Below are 15,943 nucleotides of genomic sequence, written 5' to 3' on the forward strand. Positions count from 1 at the left end.
AGTTCGCCGAGCACGGCACGAAGGGCGCGACGTTCCGCGGCATCGCCGAGGCCGCCGGTCCCCCCGCCCGCCGCGCCCGAGCCGCCCGGGCCGTCCTCGCTGGAACCGCCCTTCCAGTACGTGCCGCCGCCCCCGCCCGGGTCGGCGCCGGAGCAGGGCTCCCATAACGAGCACGGCCTGCCCGAGCAGCCCCACGGCGAGCAGCGCGTCCACGAGTCCGCCCCGCCGCCGCCCGCCCCGCCGCCCGCCCCGGACCCGTTCGGGTCGGACCCGTTCGGGTCGGACCCGTTCGGGTCGGACGCGCCGCCGCCGCGGATCGCGCCTCCCCCGCCTCCCCCGTCGCCCGCCCCGGCGCGGGAGCAGGCCCCCGAGCCGCCGCCGGAGCGGGAGCCTGTCCCGGAGCCGGTGTGGCCGTCGGAACCCTACGAGACGCAGCTGGACACCGACGCCTTCCGCACCCAGCTCGATCCGGGCCCGGCCTGGCCCGGATCGGACGCGCCGCCGGGCCCCGCCCAGCCCTCCCCCGTCCCGCCCCCCGCGCCGCACGCGGACCTGCCCCCGCCCCCCGCGCCGGTGCCCGAGCCGCCGCCCCCGCCGCCGCCGGCGCCCGCGCCCGAGCCGGTCCCGCAGGTCGCCGAGGCCTACGGGATCCGGTTCCTGTGCGGCGCCGACGACATCGAGCGCGTCATCACCGAGGTGCGGCGGCGCGGCAAGTGGGCGCGGCGGCTGCGCGGGCAGGACGTGTCGAGCGCGTCGGCGCCGGCGCTGCTGCTGATCGGCGCGCCCTCCAGCGGGCAGCGGCGGCTGGCGCGGATGACGGCCCGCGCGCTGGCGGAGGTGGAGGCCTCCAGCGGCGAGGTCCACTCCGTCCACGCCGAGGACCTGCGCGAGCACGGCCCCGACGGGCTGCGCGCCGCGCTGGAGGAGCACGCGGGCCACGTCCTGCTGCTGGACGGCCTGGACGGGCTGATCCTGGACGAGTCGCAGGGCCCCGCCTACGCATCCGTGCTGTACCGGACGCGGCTGGAGGGCGTGAACGACACGGCCCTGCTGGGCACCTGCGAGCCCGACCGCGTCGGGGAGCTGTCGGCGGCGTCGCCGGAGCTGGTGACCGACCTGCGGGCGGTGCGGCTGCCGGACCTGTCGGGCGCGCAGGCGCGCGCGGCGCTGGTGCGGCTGCTGGCCGAGGAGCGCAGCCTGCGCCTGGGGTCGGACGCGTGGGCGGTGGTGAACCGCGAGGTGGGTTCGCTGCGCCCGCGGGGCCGGCTGACCGGTGCGCGGCTCGTGGAGGCCTACCTGGACCGCGCCGCGACGCGGCATCTGGGCAGCGCGGAGGCCACGCAGGCGATCGGCAGCGCGCTGTCGCTGACGGCGGCCGACTTCCAGGGCCTGGCGGTGGAGCTGTCGGGCCGCTGACCCGCGCCGGGCGGTGTGCCCGGCGGGGCGCGCCCCGCGACGCACCGCGACGTGTCGCGGGATCCGGCGCGGGGCCGAAACCCCGCGCTGGTAAGGGTTTTAAGCCCCTGCGGGAGGGTGTTTCGCGGGCGGGCGGGGTCACGATGGGGGCGTGGACCGCGTAGACCGGCTGCTGGCGCTCGTCGCGGAGCTGCGGGCGGCCTCGCCCGACCCGCTGGATCCGGCGGTGCTGTCGGCGCGGCTGGGGGTCAGTGAACGGACCATCCGCCGCGACCTGGAGCTGCTGAGGCACGGCGGGCTGCCGGTGCTGGCCCGCAAGGGCCGCGGGTACGCGCTGCCCGCCCCCGGCGCGCGCGAGCCGCTGAGCGAGGTCGGGTCGCTGATGGGCCCGGTGCACGACACGCTCGCCGAGGCGGTCCGCGCCCGCCGCGTCGTCCGGCTGGCCTACACCGACCGGGCGGGGGCGCGCAGCTTCCGCGACGTGGAGGCCCACGGCCTGGTCGTGGCCCCCTACGGGGAGTACCTGGTGGGGTGGTGCCGCATGCGCGACGGGCCGCGGATGTTCCGGCTCGACCGGATCGGGGCGGCGGTGCTGTCGGGGCGCGGCGCCGAGGTCCGGGACCTGGACGACCTGCTGGCGGCGCTGCGGGTGCCCTTGCCGCGCCCCGCGGCCGAGGCGGGGCCGCGGGGCCCGGCGGGCGCGGCGCGGGCGCGGGCGTGGACGCTGGACCGGCTGGAGTTCGTGCGGTCGCGGCTGCGGGACGCGGCCGCGCAGGTCCGCGGCGGCGGCGATGTCGGTGTGGCGCTGCGGGGGGTGCTGGGGCATCTGGCGGAGTGGACGCGGTGGCAGGCGGCCGCGATCCGGTCGGCGGCGACGGGCCGCGAGCCGGTGCTGGAGGGCCGCCCGCCGCCGTTCCCGCCGGCGTTCGGGCGGGACCTGCCCTACGACGCGCGGGAGCGGATGATCCAGGACGCGATGGCGCTGCGGTCGCTGGGCGATCTGGCGCGCGATCTGCAGCAGGTGCTGGAGGCGGTGGCGCACTGGGCGGCCGACTGCGACGACGCGCTGTGGGAGGCCGAGCTGCCCGACCCGCGCCCCTACGGGCCGCCGGGGCCGCCGCGCCCGCTGGCCGACCTGCTGGCGGGCTGGCGGGGCCCGCTCGCCCACATCGAGTGGCATCTGGACCGGCTGGCCGACGAGCCGCCGCTGCCGCCGGAGGACGAGGACGAGGACGTGTGGGTGGTGGACCGCTGCCCCCTGCAGGCCTGACCCCTGCCCGGCCGGTGTCAGCGGGCCGGGGTGTCAGCGGGCCGGGTGCCGAGGGGTGAGGGCGGGGGCGTCGATGGGGTCCAGGTCGCGGGTGAACCAGACGGTCTTGCCCGGCGGCGCGGGCCGGGTGCCGAACTCGGTGGCGAGGGAGGCGACCAGGAGCAGGCCGCGGCCGGCCTCGGCCCAGTCCAGGACGGGGGGCGGCCCGGCGGGCACGCCGGGCGCGCGGGGGTCGGCGTCGCGGACCTCGCCGGTGAGGCGGACCCCGGCTGGCGCGGCCTCCAGGCGCAGCGCCAGGCGGACGGGCCCGGCGCCGTGCACGACGGCGTTGGCGACGAGCTCGTCCACGATGAGGACGACGTCGTCGACGTCGTCGGGGCCGGTGACGCGCCAGCGGCGCAGTGACCGGCGGGTGAGCGCGCGGGCCTGCGCCGGGGCGCTGGGGCCGGCGGCCAGATCCCAGGCCGCCTCCGCGCCGCCGTCGCCATCGCCGTTCTCGGTGTCGCTTCCGGGGTCGTTTCTAATGTCGTTTCTAATGTCGTTTCTGGTGTCCCCGCCCGCAGGCCTGGTGATCCCCGTCCCCGTGGTGCGCACTGCCCCGTCCCCTCGTCTGTGCCGGGCCTGGCCGCCCGTTCGTGTGCGGTCGGTGCGGGCCCCGCGCGGCGATCCGCCGGTCTCCCCGCGTTTCCCCGCATCGACTCATATTCGTGGACGCTTCTCCCGGCGGGGCGGTGCACGGGCGCAGGCGACCCTCACCGCGGGGTGAGGTGAAGTTCACGTGCGGGGTGGCGGTGGAGGAGGCACTGGCGCGGAGCCGCTAGAGTGGGGGCGTCGGTGTGGCATGTGTCCCCCGGGCTCTACCTGATGCCTTCGGGGAATACCGCCGGTCCCATGCGGTCCGGGCTGGAGCTTCGTTGTGCCTTTCGCCGTGAGGCGACCACCACACCGGCTTGACGCCAAGGCCCCGGCGGGTTGATCCCGCCGGGGCCTTGGCGTTCGCCCCTCCTTGGCCCCTCCGTGCGGGCCGTCTCCGCTGGGCGCCCACTCTCACCCTTCATCGCCCTCGTCCTCTCACACCCCAAATTATTCCTTGACAGGAATATTCGTCACGGGGAATAATTGCGCCATGGAGGAGATCCTCAACGCCCTGGCCGACCCGGTCCGGTGGCGGCTCGTGGCCCTGCTGGCCGAGCGGCCGCGGCCGGTCGGCGTCCTGGCGCAGCTCGCCGGCGCGCGCCAGCCGCAGACGACCAAGCATCTGCAGACGCTGGAGCGCGCCGGCGTCGTCACCTCGCAGCGGGCCGGCCAGCGCCGCGTCTACGCGCTGCGGCCCGGTCCCCTGCGGGACCTGGCGGCGGCGCTCGGCCGCCTCGCCGACGACGCCGACCGGCTCGGCGGCGCGCACGAGACCTTCGACCGCTACGGGGCCGGCCTCGTGGCGGAGCGGCTCGCCGCGCGGGAGGCGGGGTGGGCCGACGGCCGCACGTTCGCCTTCGCCCGGTCGCTGCCGCGGGGTCCCGAGGCGGTCTGGCGGCACCTCACCGAGCCGTCGCTGCTGGCGGGGTGGTGGGCGCCGCAGGACCTGCGGGTGTCCGCGCTCGTGTTCGAGGCGCGGCCGGGCGGCAGGGTCGTCCTGGAATACCGCGACGCCGAGGACGCCGGCGGGTCGGACGCGGTCGCCGGGCGCGCCGAGGGCGTGGTCGACGAGGTGCGCCCGGGCGAGCGCCTGTCCTACCGGTCCTCCCCGGTGCTGCCGGACGGGGAGCCGGCCTTCACCGCCCACGTCGATCTCGACCTGCGCCCCGAGGGCGCCGGCACCGGCCTGGACGCCCGGGTGCGGATCACCGGCAGCACGGTCGAGTCCGCGGACTTCGTCGCGGGCATCGAGATCGGCTTCGGGCAGAGCCTGGACAAGCTCGCGGCGGTCCTCGCCGCGGAATCTTCGCAGGGCACAGGGCACGACACCGAGTACGACACCGACCATGACGATGACTCAAGGAGCATGAGATGACCGGCACCACCGACCGCAGGGTGACAGCGAATCTGGCCCTGACCCTCGACGGGCGCTACCACGGCCCCGGCGGCCCCAGCGACTTCGGCTTGTTCGTCCCGTATGTGACCAGCGAGGTGGCCCGGGACCACCTCACCCGGATCCACGAGGGCGCCACGACGGCGCTGCTGGGCAGGGTCAACGCCGAGGGCTTCATGGGTTTCTGGCCGGCGGTCGCCGGGGACGCGGGCGCCGATCCGCGTGACCGCGGATACGCCAAGTGGCTGGTCGACACCGAGAAGGTGGTGCTGTCCACCACCTTGACCGAGGCGCCGTGGGAACGGACCCGCGTGGTGAACGCGCCCGCCGCGGACGTCGTCGCGGGGCTGCGAGCCGAGGGCGGGGGCGACATCCTGGTCAACAGCAGCGCCAGCGTCATCAAGCCGCTGCTGGCCGCCGACCTCGTCGACCGGCTGTACCTGCTGATCCTGCCCGAGATCGCCGGGGGCGGGGGGCGGCTGTTCGAGGACGGCCTGCCGTCGACCGGGTGGGCGCTGAGCCGCCAGGAGACCGGTGAGCTGGGCGAGATGGCCGTGATCTACGACCGCGTCCGCTGACGCGGCCGTGCCGCGGTGGCCGCGGAGGCGCGCTCGTGCCGCCTCCGCGGCCACCGCGCGGGCGCGAAGGGCCTTTCCCGCGGGGCCGCCGGGGAGCCGGGGCCCGGGGCGGGCGGGCTGCCTCTAGAGGATCGCCGCGGCGATTCCGGCGGCGACCGCGGCCAGGACGATGATGACGGCGGCCGCGGCGAGGACGATCGTGCGTGCGCGGCGGGCGCGGGGGGTGCCGAGGCGGGCGAGGCGCTGGGCCAGCCGCGGGTCGTCCTCCTTCAGGCGGACCTCGATCTGGCTGAGGATCCGCTGCTCCTCCATCGACAGCGCCATGCTTCATACCTCCGGGGGGTGGTCAGGTGTGAGATTCCTCCCCACGGAGCATGATCATTATCCCTCGGGGGCGGTGGCCGTTGCGCCGCGTCCGGGGCGGCTCTCGTGGTGGAGGCGGTCCAGGGCGGTGACGGAGTAGGTGTAGGAGCGTCCGGGCTTGGCGGTGGGGTCGATGATGCCGCCGCCGCGGACGGCGGCGATGAGCCGGCGGGGGTCGACGGGCGCGCAGCCGGGCTTGGCGCCCTCGACGCGGTAGACGGCGTACGAGGTGGCGCCCTGCGAGGCGCGCCAGGTGACCTTCACGCCCTTGCCGTCCTTGCCGGTGGCGGGGGCGGCGGCGGTGCCCTGGACGGGCGGGGGCGCCTGCCCGCCGCGCCGGGCGGGGACAGGCGGGACGGCGGGGCGGGTGTAGTGGTCGGCGCGGACGCGGGCGGCGGATCCGCGCCGGTTGGCGGCGATGTCGGAGGCGCTGAAGAACACGTCGCCGTTGATCTGCGGGTACTTGGCGTTCAGGGTGAGGTGGCGCGACAGTTCGTCGGGCTTGCGCCAGGCGGCGTCCTCGCCGACGCGGTAGGCGGCCTGCCCGATGGTCAACTGGACGCCGGTGCCCTTGACCTGGCGGGCCCACCAGGGGGCGAGCTCGGCGTAGTCGGCGCGGGCGTCGCCGATGGGCCAGTACAGCTGGGGGGTGACATAGTCGAGCCAGCCGCGTTTGATCCATTTGCGGGTGTCGGCGTAGATGTCGTCGTAGCTCTGCAGCGCGGCGGTCGGCGACCCGTCGGGGTCGCTGCTCTTGTTGCGCCACACGCCGAACGGGCTGATGCCGAACCGGACCCAGGGTTTGGCGGCGTGGATGCGGCCCGACAGCGACTCCACGAGGGTGTCGACGTTGCGGCGGCGCCAGTCGGCGCGCTTCATGCCGGCGCCGTAGGCCTTGAAGGCGGCGTCGTCGGGGAAGTCGCCGTCCTCGGGATAGGGGTAGAAGTAGTCGTCGAAGTGGACGGCGTCGATGTCGTACTTGGTGACGACGTCCATGACGGCGTTGGTGGCCAGTTCGCGGACCTGGGGCAGGCCGGGGTCGTACCACAGGCCCTTGCCGTACTTGCGGACCCAGTCGGGGTGCTTGCGGGCGGGGCTCTTGGGCGACAGCTTCTTCAGGTCGTCGTGGCGGGAGACGCGGTAGGGGTTGAACCAGGCGTGGAACTCCAGGTCGCGGGCGTGGGCCTCCTTGATCATGAAGGCCAGGACGTCGTAGCCGGGGTCCTTGCCCTGGGTGCCGGTGAGCCACTGCGACCACGGCTCGTAGGGGGAGTCGTAGAACGCGTCGGAGTTGGGGCGGATCTGGACGAACACCGCGTTCATGTTCATCGCGGCGGCGGTGTCGAGGAGGCGCGTGAACTGCCCGCGCTGGTCGGCGGCGGAGGCGCGGGGGTCCCGGGGCCAGTCGATGTTGCCGACGCTGGCGATCCACATGCCGCGCAGCTGGCGTCCGGCGGCGCCGTCGGGGGCGGGGACGGCCGGGCACTCGGCCTTGGCTCCCGGGGGGACGGCCCCGTCCTCGCGTCCGGTCGCGCCGCCGAAGGCGGTGATGCCGCAGGCGGTGAGCGCGCTCGCCGACGCGCCCGCCGCCAGCGCCGCCGCCACTTGCCGGGTCCTCGATCGCCATGCCATAGCGGCCCATTGTTACGCACGCGCCGGGATGCCATGCACGAAACGCGGCCGCCCGTGTGATCCCTCACCGTCCCGTTTCGCCTGATCCTCGCGTTGCGATCTTCGAACACGCGTTCCATACTGGCGGGACGTGGCTTCGCTCACGTGTTCGAGGAGGTGGGGGGTGCGCTGGGATCACCTCCGGCTGGACGGGGACGACGGGCCGGCGCCGCCGCTGATCGAGCGCGGCGCGGTGGCGCGCACGTTCGACACCCCGGAGTTCCGCGGCATGACCTTCTACGAGGTGCGCGCCCGGACGGTCGTCAACAAGGTCCCCGAGGCGTCCCGCGTCCCGTTCCGCTGGACGGTCAACCCCTACCGGGGCTGCACCCACGCGTGTTCTTACTGTTTTGCCCGGAAAAGTCACGAGTATCTGGATTTTGATGCGGGTGCGGACTTCGACTCGCGGATCGTGGTGAAGGTGAACGCCGCCGAGCGGGTCCGGGCGGAGCTGGCGGCGCCGCGGTGGCGGGGCGAGCACATCGCGATGGGCACCAACGTCGACTGCTATCAGCGGGCCGAGGGCCGCTACCGGCTGATGCCGGGGATCATCACGGCACTGGCGGAGGCGGCCAACCCGTTCTCGATCCTGACCAAGGGCTCGCTGATCCTGCGCGACCTGCCGCTGCTGGTGGAGGCGGCGGCCCGCACGCGGGTCGGCGCGGCGGTGTCGGTCGGGTCGCTCGACCGTGACCTGGGGCGGGCGGTGGAGCCGGGCGCGCCGCCGCCGCGCCGGCGGCTGGAGGTGTGCGCGGCGCTGAACGAGGCGGGCATCGGCTGCGGGGTGCTGATGGGCCCGGTCCTGCCCTACCTGTCGGACTCCCCCGCCCAGCTGGAGGCGGCGGTCCGGCAGATCGCCGACGCGGGCGCCACGTCGGTGTCGGCGATCACGCTGCACCTGCGCCCCGGGGCCCGCGAGTGGTTCCTGTCCTGGCTGCGCGAGCACCATCCCGGGCTCGTCGTGCCGTACGCGCGCCTGTACCGCGGCGGCGCCTACGCGCCGCGCGAGTACCAGGAGCGGATTGCGCGGCGGGTCCGCGACCTGGCCGCCGAGTACGGCGTCGGCGGCCGCGCGGCGCACCGCCGCTCCCCCGCCCCTCCGCCTCCTCCTGCCGCGCGATCCCGCCCGGAGCAGCTGACTCTCCTGTGACGCCGACTACGCCGGGGACGGGCGGCGGTGGACGGCGAGGTCGGTGCGGCCGGGGGCCAGGTGGGGGCGCAGGGTGAGGTCGTCGGTGTAGTCGCCGCCGCGCTCGCTGCGGTAGGCGGTGGGCAGGGCGTGCAGGCGGGCGCCCAGCGCGGCGGACGCCGATTTCGCGGTGGCGGTGCGGCACGGGCTGGAGGCGCTGGAGGTCACGGACACGGTGGTGGCGCCGGCGTCGTACCTGCTGGACGAGAGCCGGGCAGGGCCGGTGGCGGCGGCCGCGGGGCGGGGCTCGGGGGGAGCTTAGAGGTCGCGCGGATAGGCGCGCTTGGGGACCCCGACAACAGAACGGGCGCAGGTCCCGATGATCACGGAGTTGCGACGCTCTGTGACCACTGAGGAGACCTGTGCCCGCGTTGCCGTCATGGCTCACCGAACCGCTCTGGGACCAATTCGTGGCTCTGCTGCCCAAGCGGCCGCAGTTCCATCCGGACCATCCACTCGGCTGCCACCGCCGGCGCATCAGTGACCGGATCATCTTCGACTCGCTCACCGGTCGACCGTGGCAAACAGGGCCTGAAACGCTCGGGCATGACGGACGGGTACGGCGCACAACGGGGTGAAGGCGCCCATCCAGGCCAGTCAGAGGTGGCATGCCGAACGCACCCACGCCTGGCAGAACGCCTTCTGCCGGCTCGCCCGCTGCTACGAGCGGCGCACCACCGTCATCGACGCCTTCTTCGACCTCGCCGGCACGATCATCACCGTGCGCAGTCTGATCCGGCAGGCATGGACCACACACCGATGGGACACCCGTCCTCGACGCCGCCCATGACTGATCACCAGGGCACGGGCGTTCCGTCCCAGGAGAAGAAGCCACCGGTGGGGCCGTCGTCCGGCAGCAGGGCCAGGCGGAGGGCACCCTGCGCGGCCTCGGCCGGGTCGCCGCCGGCAGCGGCGGCCCGGGGGTTGAGATCAGTGGTCCGCAGGCCGGGGGCGAGCGCGTTGACCTTGAAGCCGTCCTCAGCCAGCGTCTGGGCGTAGAGGACGGTGAGGGCATTGAGGGCGGCCTTGGACGACCGGTAGGCGCCGCCGCCGCCGCTTCCCGGGGTGAACTGGGGGTTGGGGGTGGTGCTCCAGGTCAGCGACGCAGTGCCACTGGAGATGTTGACTATGCGCGGGCTCGGGGACCGGCGCAGGGCGGGCAGGAAGGCATTGGTCACCGCCACTACCCCGAACACATTGGTCTCGTATGTGCGCCGGTACTCCTCGACGCCGGTGTCGGTCGGCGGGGCGAGTGACGGCGAGATGCCGGCGTTGTTGACCAGCACGTCCAAGCGGTCCATCCGAGCCGCGGCCTGTGCGACGCCGTCGGGGTCTGTCACGTCGAGGACCAGCAGACGGGCCCCGGCTCCGATCTCCTCGACGGCCCGTTGCCCGCGCCCGGGGTCACGGGAGCCCACGTACACGGTGAGGCCCTCGGCAGCGAGCAGCCGGGCGATATGCTTGCCGATGCCCTTGTTGGCACCGGTGACCAGAGCTGTGCGTTCATTCATGGCGACCACACTTCCCTGGTCGTGGGTGCCCTGCCAGGGACAGCCTGTACCAGGCAGTGGGAGGAGGCGACATGGCGCGGCAGGAGCTGGCCCACTACCTGCGGGACCGCCGGGCGGCCCTGCGTCCGCACGAGATCGGCCTGGCGGCGACGGGCACCGACCGCCGCACACCGGGTCTGCGCCGCGAAGAGGTGGCGGAGCTCGCCCACATGTCGGTCGACTACTACACGCGGCTGGAGCAGGCCCGGGGGCCGCGGCCATCGGCCCGGATCCTGGACGCGCTGGCCCGCGCGCTGCGGCTCACGCCGGCCGAGCGCAGCCATCTGTTCCGCCTGGCGGGTTCGAGCGCGCCGCCCGGCATCAGCGTAGTGCGGCGGGTGCGCCCGCACATGTCCCGGATGCTGGAGCGGCTGCCGGAGACCGGTGCCATCGTCACTGGCGCGGCGTACGACGTTGTCGCCTGGAACCCCCTGGCCCGGGCACTGCTCGGCGCCGACCTTGGAGGCGGGACGACGAACCTGGCCCGACGCCGCTTCCTGGGCCAGGGGCGGACGTACGAGAGCTCCAGCGCCGAGGAATTCGGGCACATCGTGGTGGCGCGGTTGCGCCGGGCCGCGGACCGCTACCCGCATGACCCGCAGCTGGCCGCGCTGCTGGCCGAGCTGCACGCCGGCAGTGAGGAGTTCCGGCAGATCTGGGAGGCGCGTCCGGTCCACGCCCCCGGGCATCGCGCCAAGACCCTGGACCATCCAGAGGCCGGTGCGCTGCGGTTGAACTGCGACGTCCTGCTCGTGCCCGAGGATGACCAGGAGGTTGTCCTGATGACGGCCGACCCCGGATCACCTGCCGTGCGGGCCCTGCGCAGGATGGCCGCGCAGGCGATCTGAAACGAAACACTGGGCCTGCGCCCAATATCGTCATTACGTGATCTTTGAGGGCGTTGACGACATCCCGTGGGGGGAACTCACCTACGGTTACTCGGGCCGCTGCGACGTGCCCGCCCTCCTGCGCTCTCTCTTGGTCGACGGCGAGGCCTTCGAGGCAGCCGACGAGCTCCTCGACGAGCTGTACCACCAGGGTGGCTTCGTCTGCACGGCCGCCCCGGCGATCCTGCCGTTCCTCATGGAGGCCGTCGAGTCGCCGCGCGTACGCTGCCGTCCAGAGGTGCTGGAGATCGTCGCGCGCCTTGCAGGGACGGCCGCGGCGGTGCCGGCCCGCCGCGTGGCCGCCGACTGGCCTCGGATGTGGATGCGTGCGCGCCCCGCCCTTCTCGCCCTGCTCGGCGATCAGGACCCGGCGGTCCGGACGGGTGCGATCTGGGCGCTCTGCGAAGACACTGTGGACCCCGACGAGGTCGCCCGGGCGCTCGCCGCGGGGTGGCCCGACCCCGACGCCTCCGTCCGGACCGATACGCTCCTCGCCCTCGGCGACCTCGCGGAGCGCCTCTCGGCGTCCGTCTTGCCTGAGATCCTCGTCTTTCTGCGTGACCAGGCGGACGGCGCAGACACCCACCACGCGCTCTACGCGACCCTCGCGCTGGCCGAGGCGCTCCCCGGCCGCCCGGTTCTCACCGCCCCGATCATCGCTGGGGTCACCGCCGAGCCGGTCCCGCTCCCTCACAGCAACCTCGCCTCAAGCGACCCCGCCCATGCGACCGCGAACGTGCTGCGCAACCTCGACCGGCGGAGCACCGAAGCGATCTGTGCCGCCCTGCTCGCTCACCCCGAACAGCGCCTGCGCATCGCGGCCGTCAGCGCGGCGAGCGGAGCTCTCGTCCGCACGCGCGCGCCCGGCCTGCTCGCTGCTCTGCGCGGTTGCGTGGACACCTTGGACGATCCTGCTCCTGTCCTGGCGATCCTCGCCGCGCACGCCCGTCGCCAGGACGCCCACGACACCGACCTCATGGCCGCCCATCTGGACGGGCCCTCGGCGGACGTCGCGCTCTGGGGCCTGGCCTGGTCCGGTGACGACCGCGCCGTCCCCGGCCTCCTTGGTCTGCTCGCCCGGCGGGAGACCGGCTTCACGCTGCACGGACAGCGCGCCGGGAAGCTCGGCTTCTGGCCGAGCGCGCCCTCGCTCGCGGAGCTGCTGACGCCGTGCGCACCCTGGGCCGGCTCCCTGATCCCCGCGATCGCCCCGAACCTGCGCCCGGACTGCGTCGGCGACCTCCGGCGGTCACTGCTGGAGATCCTCGCGGAGTGGGCCGCCACGCGAGCCTTCGAGGTCGTACGGGTCGTCCCGGAGCTGACCGCGCTCCTCGAGCGCGACGAGTGGGGCCGGGCCGCTGGAGTGCTCGGCGCGATCGGCCCCCAAGCCGCTCAAGCCGCCCCCGAACTGGAACGGCTAATCGGCACGGGTGAACGGCGGATGTGCATCGAGATCGCTTGGGCGTACTTCCGGGTGACCGGCGATCCCGAGCCGGCCCTGCGGATCCTCGGCCCCCGCCTCGGCGAGGACCACCACGTCTCCCGCCGCCTCGGCGACCTCGGCCCGCACGCCACCGCCCACGTTCCGACGCTGCGGCTGCTGGCCAAGGCCCTCGACCACTGGACGGCCCACGAGGCCGCCTACGCCCTCGTCAAGATCACCGGCGATCCGGGCGAGGGCGCCCACATCCTGATCCGGCCCATCGCCGAACTCCTCGAAGGCCGCCCGCTCCCCGTCGCGTCGGCCGCCGCCCGGGCCCTCGCAGGCGTCGACCGTCTGCCAGGCGGCCATCTCGCCATCATGAGGGACGTCCTGGCCGACGACCGCCGCCATAGTTACTGGGGTGGCGTCACCGCCATCAGCGAGGACCTGGAGCTGCGTGCCCTGCTCACCGAGCGGCTATCGCGCGCCTGAGCCGCCTACGGCGAGTCATGTCGCCGGAAGGCCGGAAGTTCCAAGCGTCGGCTGGTGCGCGATTGGTTCTCGCCGTACGGGGTCATGCCGGTGTCGAACAGCGGGGTGGGCCCGCGCCGGTCGACGTCGGTGGGAACGGCTGTTCGTCGACGAGGGCGCGGTGCTGACCTCGGCGGGCGAGGCGGCGGGCATCGACCTGTGCCCGCCATGATCCGCCGTGATCACGACGCGACGTTCCGCGGCCCAGGCGGCGGCTCAGGGGTCAGGCGTGCTCGGCGTCGAGCTCGACGGGTTCGGCGATGACGTCGACCATGGCGCCGTTGCGCAGCACCGTGATCGGCAGGGGCCGGCCGATCGCCTCGGCGAACATGAGCCGCTGCAGGGACTGGGCGTCGGTGACCGGCGCGCCGCCGGCGGTCAGGACCAGGTCGCCGCTGCGCAGCCCGGCCCGGTCGGCGGGCCCGGCGGGCCCGACCTCGGCTCCGCGCAGCGCCTCGATGCGGCCGGTGCGCGCGCGCAGGTCGGCGGGCACGGGGACGGGCGCGGCGGCCAGGTCGAGGACGCGGCGGCGCACGCGGCCGTCGCGGATGAGGGCGTCGATGATGCGGCGGGTGGTGGCGTTGACGGGGACGGCCAGGCCGAGGCCGATCCCGGCGACGGCGGTGTTGACGCCGACGACGCGGCCGTGGGCGTCGGCGAGCGCGCCGCCGGAGTTGCCGGGGTTGAGGGCGGCGTCGGTCTGGATGACGTCCTCGATGACGCGGACGGCGGTGCCGGTGCGGGTGCGCTGGGAGGCCGGCAGGGACCGGCCGAGGGCGGACACGACGCCGGCGGTGACGGATCCGGCCAGGCCGAGGGGGTTGCCGACGGCGACGACGAGCTGCCCGACGGCCAGGGCGTCGGCGTCGCCGAGGGTGACCGGGTCGGGGACGGGCCCCTCGGCGCGGACCACGGCCAGGTCCGACAGGGGGTCGGTGCCGACGACGGTGAACGGGCCTTCGGCCCCGCCGGAGAACGCGGCGTGCCCGCCGGTCGCGGCGCCGACGACGTGGGCGTTGGTGAGCAGGAACCCGTCGCCGGTGAACACCACGGCCGACCCGGCGCCCTCGCCGCGGCGGTGCCGGACGCGCAGGGCCGCCACGCGCGGGGTCAGGTCGCGGGCGACGGCGGTCACGACGCGCGAGTAGGCGTCCAGCGGCGGCTCGTCCCCGGCGGGCCGGTCCGCGCGGGGATCGCTGTCATGGGGGATCATCGCACCTCCCGATGATTACATCGTTACACGGTAACGGTGTGAGAGGGAGGTGTGTTCCCGGCCCCGTCCGCCGGGGTCCTCTGCTTCCCCCGGGGGGTTGCCGGTGGCGTTCCTTCCGGGCCCGGGGGTCAGCGCAGGGTGGACAGGCCGCCGTCGACGTGCAGGACCTGCCCGGTGACGTAGGACGCGCGGTCCGACAGCAGGAACACCGCGGCGTCGGCGACCTCCCACGCGGTGCCCTGCCGCCGCATCGGGATCAGCTCCGCGACCCGGCCGCGGCCGGCGTTCCCGGCGGAGGCGTCGCGGCCCATCACGGTGTCGATCAGGCCCGGCGCCACCACGTTGGCGCGCACGCCGCGGGGCGCGCCCTCGGCGGCGATGTGGCGCACCAGCCCGGTCAGGCCCGCCTTGGAGGCGTCGTAGGACGGCGACCGCGAGCCCGGCTTGGTCCCGGCCAGCGACCCGATGAACACCATCGCCCCGCCCGCGTCCAGCGCCGGCATCGCGGCCTTGCCGACCAGGAACGGCGCCCGCAGGTTGACGTGCAGGACGCGGTCCCAGTCGGCCAGCGCCGTGCCCGCCAGCCCGTACCCGATGCCGATCCCCGCGTTGAACACCACCCCGTCCAGGCCGCCGAGGGCCTCCGCGGCCTGGAACACCACGCGGTCGCAGGCCGCCGGGTCGGTCACGTCCGCCGTCACCACGCGGGCCCGGCCCCCCTCGGCCTCGATCATCGCGGCGGTCTGCCCGGCGGCGTGCCCGTCGACGTCGGCGCACGCGACCGCCGCGCCCTCCCGCGCGGCGGTGACCGCGATCGCGCGGCCGTTGCCGACCGGCGCGGCGGGGTCGTCGCTGGGGCGCGTCCCCGCGCCGACGACCAGGATCCTGCGGTCCGGCAGCAGCCCGCCGGGCGGTTCGATGTCGGGCATGCCCGGCACCGTAGCCGACGGCGCCGCCCCCGCCCAGCCCCGCCGGCCCCGGCCCGGCTGCGGGAACCCGTCCGGGCCGGGGCCCGCGGCGGCTAGGGTGCGATCATGGGATCGGCTTCGGACACACGCGCGGAAACGGCGGCGCCGGCCGAGGTGGTCGAGCGCGCCGCCGGCCTGGGCGGCGAACTGGTGCTGCGCCGGGCGGGCGGCCACTACGAGATCATCAGCAACGGCGTGTTCCTGATGGACACCCGCAACGGCGAGTCCGAGCGGCTGCTGGTCCGCGCCGCCCTCGACGCGGCCGTGCGGCGCCCCGGCGGGCCGGCGCGGGTCCTCATCGGCGGCCTCGGCGTCGGGTTCTCCCTCGTCGAGGCCCTCACCGGCGACGGCGTGGAGCACGTCACCGTCGTCGAGCGCGAGCCCGCCGTCATCGCCTGGCACGCCACCGCGCTGCGGCCCTGGTCCCGGGGCGCCCTGGACGACCCCCGCGTCACCGTCGAACGCGCCGACCTGCTCGACTACGTCGCCGCCCCCGGCACGGGCCCCTTCGATGCGGTGTGCCTGGACATCGACAACGGTCCCGACTGGACCGTCACCCCGGGCAACGCCCGCCTGTACGCGGCCACCGGCCTGGACGCCCTCGCGGCGCTGCTGACGCCGCGCGGCGTGCTCGCGGTGTGGAGCGCGGGCGCCGCGCCCGCGTTCGAGGCGCTGCTGCGGGACCGGTTCGGGTCCGTGGAGGCCAGGCCCGTCCCGGTGCCGCGCGGCGAGCCCGACATGGTCTACCTCGCGGGCGAGCCGCGCGGCGACCTCGGCCGGGAGGCGGCGACAAAGCGGGGGCGCTCGTTTCTGTAGGCCGCGGCGTCCACTCCGGAAAAGCAGTTCGCTAGGTTT

General features: G+C 75.0%; 14 protein-coding genes and 2 pseudogenes. 9 read left to right on the forward strand and 7 right to left on the reverse strand.

The annotated features are described in order from the left end of the window. Positions 1 to 1,416, forward strand: a pseudogene (locus ABD944_RS33990) (hypothetical protein); the annotation flags it as partial. A 151-nt stretch (positions 1,417 to 1,567) separates the two neighbouring features. Beyond that, complete coding sequence (locus ABD944_RS33995) at positions 1,568 to 2,686, forward strand: helix-turn-helix transcriptional regulator (protein WP_345183829.1); 1,119 nt, start codon at positions 1,568 to 1,570, stop codon at positions 2,684 to 2,686. Between the two features lie 33 nt (positions 2,687 to 2,719). On the opposite strand, the gene ABD944_RS34000 is transcribed toward ABD944_RS33995, so the two are convergent. Further along, the gene (locus ABD944_RS34000) at positions 2,720 to 3,280 is read right to left on the reverse strand and encodes an ATP-binding protein (RefSeq protein WP_345183831.1); all 561 of its coding nucleotides are present in this window, start codon (positions 3,278 to 3,280) and stop codon (positions 2,720 to 2,722) included. Positions 3,281 to 3,812: 532 nt separating this feature from the next. Here ABD944_RS34000 and ABD944_RS34005 point away from each other — a divergent pair. Further along, positions 3,813 to 4,697: a metalloregulator ArsR/SmtB family transcription factor gene (locus ABD944_RS34005; protein WP_345183833.1), complete on the forward strand. Its 885-nt coding sequence runs from the start codon at positions 3,813 to 3,815 to the stop codon at positions 4,695 to 4,697. Beyond that, on the forward strand, positions 4,694 to 5,293 hold the full coding sequence (locus ABD944_RS34010; protein WP_345183835.1) for a dihydrofolate reductase family protein: 600 nt from the start codon (positions 4,694 to 4,696) through the stop codon (positions 5,291 to 5,293). The genes ABD944_RS34005 and ABD944_RS34010 overlap by 4 nt, the downstream gene beginning before the upstream one ends. A gap of 123 nt (positions 5,294 to 5,416) precedes the next feature. Here ABD944_RS34010 and ABD944_RS34015 read toward each other — a convergent pair whose 3' ends face one another. Beyond that, a complete protein-coding gene (locus tag ABD944_RS34015) occupies positions 5,417 to 5,617 on the reverse strand; it encodes a DUF3040 domain-containing protein (protein WP_345183837.1) in 201 nt (66 codons plus the stop codon). 57 nt (positions 5,618 to 5,674) lie between these two features. Continuing rightward, complete coding sequence (locus ABD944_RS34020) at positions 5,675 to 7,261, reverse strand: glycoside hydrolase family 10-like protein (RefSeq protein ID WP_345183839.1); 1,587 nt, start codon at positions 7,259 to 7,261, stop codon at positions 5,675 to 5,677. A gap of 190 nt (positions 7,262 to 7,451) precedes the next feature. On the opposite strand from ABD944_RS34020, the gene ABD944_RS34025 reads away from it, so the two are divergent. Beyond that, entirely contained in the window at positions 7,452 to 8,477 is a 1,026-nt protein-coding gene (locus tag ABD944_RS34025; protein ID WP_345183841.1) for an Rv2578c family radical SAM protein, read from the forward strand. Positions 8,478 to 8,483: 6 nt separating this feature from the next. Here ABD944_RS34025 and ABD944_RS34030 read toward each other — a convergent pair whose 3' ends face one another. Beyond that, positions 8,484 to 8,684, reverse strand: a complete 201-nt coding sequence (locus ABD944_RS34030; protein ID WP_345183843.1) for a hypothetical protein — start codon at positions 8,682 to 8,684, stop codon at positions 8,484 to 8,486. A 194-nt stretch (positions 8,685 to 8,878) separates the two neighbouring features. Here ABD944_RS34030 and ABD944_RS34035 point away from each other — a divergent pair. Further along, a pseudogene (locus tag ABD944_RS34035) lies at positions 8,879 to 9,306 on the forward strand (hypothetical protein). A gap of 4 nt (positions 9,307 to 9,310) precedes the next feature. On the opposite strand, the gene ABD944_RS34040 reads toward ABD944_RS34035, so the two are convergent. Continuing rightward, positions 9,311 to 10,027, reverse strand: coding sequence for an SDR family oxidoreductase (locus ABD944_RS34040; RefSeq protein WP_345183845.1), 717 nt, complete (start codon positions 10,025 to 10,027; stop codon positions 9,311 to 9,313). 71 nt (positions 10,028 to 10,098) lie between these two features. On the opposite strand from ABD944_RS34040, the gene ABD944_RS34045 reads away from it, so the two are divergent. Both ABD944_RS34045 and ABD944_RS34050 read left to right on the forward strand, forming a co-directional pair. Next, on the forward strand, positions 10,099 to 10,914 hold the full coding sequence (locus ABD944_RS34045) for a helix-turn-helix transcriptional regulator (RefSeq protein WP_345183847.1): 816 nt from the start codon (positions 10,099 to 10,101) through the stop codon (positions 10,912 to 10,914). Positions 10,915 to 10,951: 37 nt separating this feature from the next. Beyond that, complete coding sequence (locus tag ABD944_RS34050; RefSeq protein ID WP_345183849.1) at positions 10,952 to 12,868, forward strand: hypothetical protein; 1,917 nt, start codon at positions 10,952 to 10,954, stop codon at positions 12,866 to 12,868. 262 nt (positions 12,869 to 13,130) lie between these two features. Here ABD944_RS34050 and ABD944_RS34055 read toward each other — a convergent pair whose 3' ends face one another. Next, complete coding sequence (locus ABD944_RS34055; RefSeq protein WP_345183851.1) at positions 13,131 to 14,120, reverse strand: S1C family serine protease; 990 nt, start codon at positions 14,118 to 14,120, stop codon at positions 13,131 to 13,133. A 128-nt stretch (positions 14,121 to 14,248) separates the two neighbouring features. After that, positions 14,249 to 15,049: an SDR family NAD(P)-dependent oxidoreductase gene (locus tag ABD944_RS34060; protein WP_345183853.1), complete on the reverse strand. Its 801-nt coding sequence runs from the start codon at positions 15,047 to 15,049 to the stop codon at positions 14,249 to 14,251. Between the two features lie 105 nt (positions 15,050 to 15,154). On the opposite strand from ABD944_RS34060, the gene ABD944_RS34065 reads away from it, so the two are divergent. Further along, positions 15,155 to 15,904 carry a spermidine synthase family protein gene (locus tag ABD944_RS34065; RefSeq protein ID WP_345183855.1) on the forward strand — a complete coding sequence of 250 codons (750 nt, stop codon included), beginning with the start codon at positions 15,155 to 15,157 and terminating at the stop codon, positions 15,902 to 15,904. Positions 15,905 to 15,943 lie beyond the last annotated feature (39 nt).

It is taken from the genome of Actinomadura verrucosospora (assembly GCF_039540335.1).
In the GTDB taxonomy this organism is placed as follows: Bacteria; Actinomycetota; Actinomycetes; order Streptosporangiales; family Streptosporangiaceae; genus Spirillospora; species Spirillospora verrucosospora.

Bases quoted from the DNA above. Each gene is read 5' to 3' on its own strand.
- ABD944_RS34040 (WP_345183845.1), bottom strand. From the start codon at position 10,027: ATGAATGAACGCACAGCTCTGGTCACCGGTGCCAACAAGGGCATCGGC.
- ABD944_RS34045 (WP_345183847.1), top strand. From the start codon at position 10,099: ATGGCGCGGCAGGAGCTGGCCCACTACCTGCGGGACCGCCGGGCGGCC.
- ABD944_RS34055 (WP_345183851.1), bottom strand. From the start codon at position 14,120: ATGATCCCCCATGACAGCGATCCCCGCGCGGACCGGCCCGCCGGGGAC.
- ABD944_RS34060 (WP_345183853.1), bottom strand. From the start codon at position 15,049: ATGCCCGACATCGAACCGCCCGGCGGGCTGCTGCCGGACCGCAGGATC.
- ABD944_RS34005 (WP_345183833.1), top strand. From the start codon at position 3,813: ATGGAGGAGATCCTCAACGCCCTGGCCGACCCGGTCCGGTGGCGGCTC.
- ABD944_RS34010 (WP_345183835.1), top strand. From the start codon at position 4,694: ATGACCGGCACCACCGACCGCAGGGTGACAGCGAATCTGGCCCTGACC.
- ABD944_RS34065 (WP_345183855.1), top strand. From the start codon at position 15,155: ATGGGATCGGCTTCGGACACACGCGCGGAAACGGCGGCGCCGGCCGAG.
- ABD944_RS34015 (WP_345183837.1), bottom strand. From the start codon at position 5,617: ATGGCGCTGTCGATGGAGGAGCAGCGGATCCTCAGCCAGATCGAGGTC.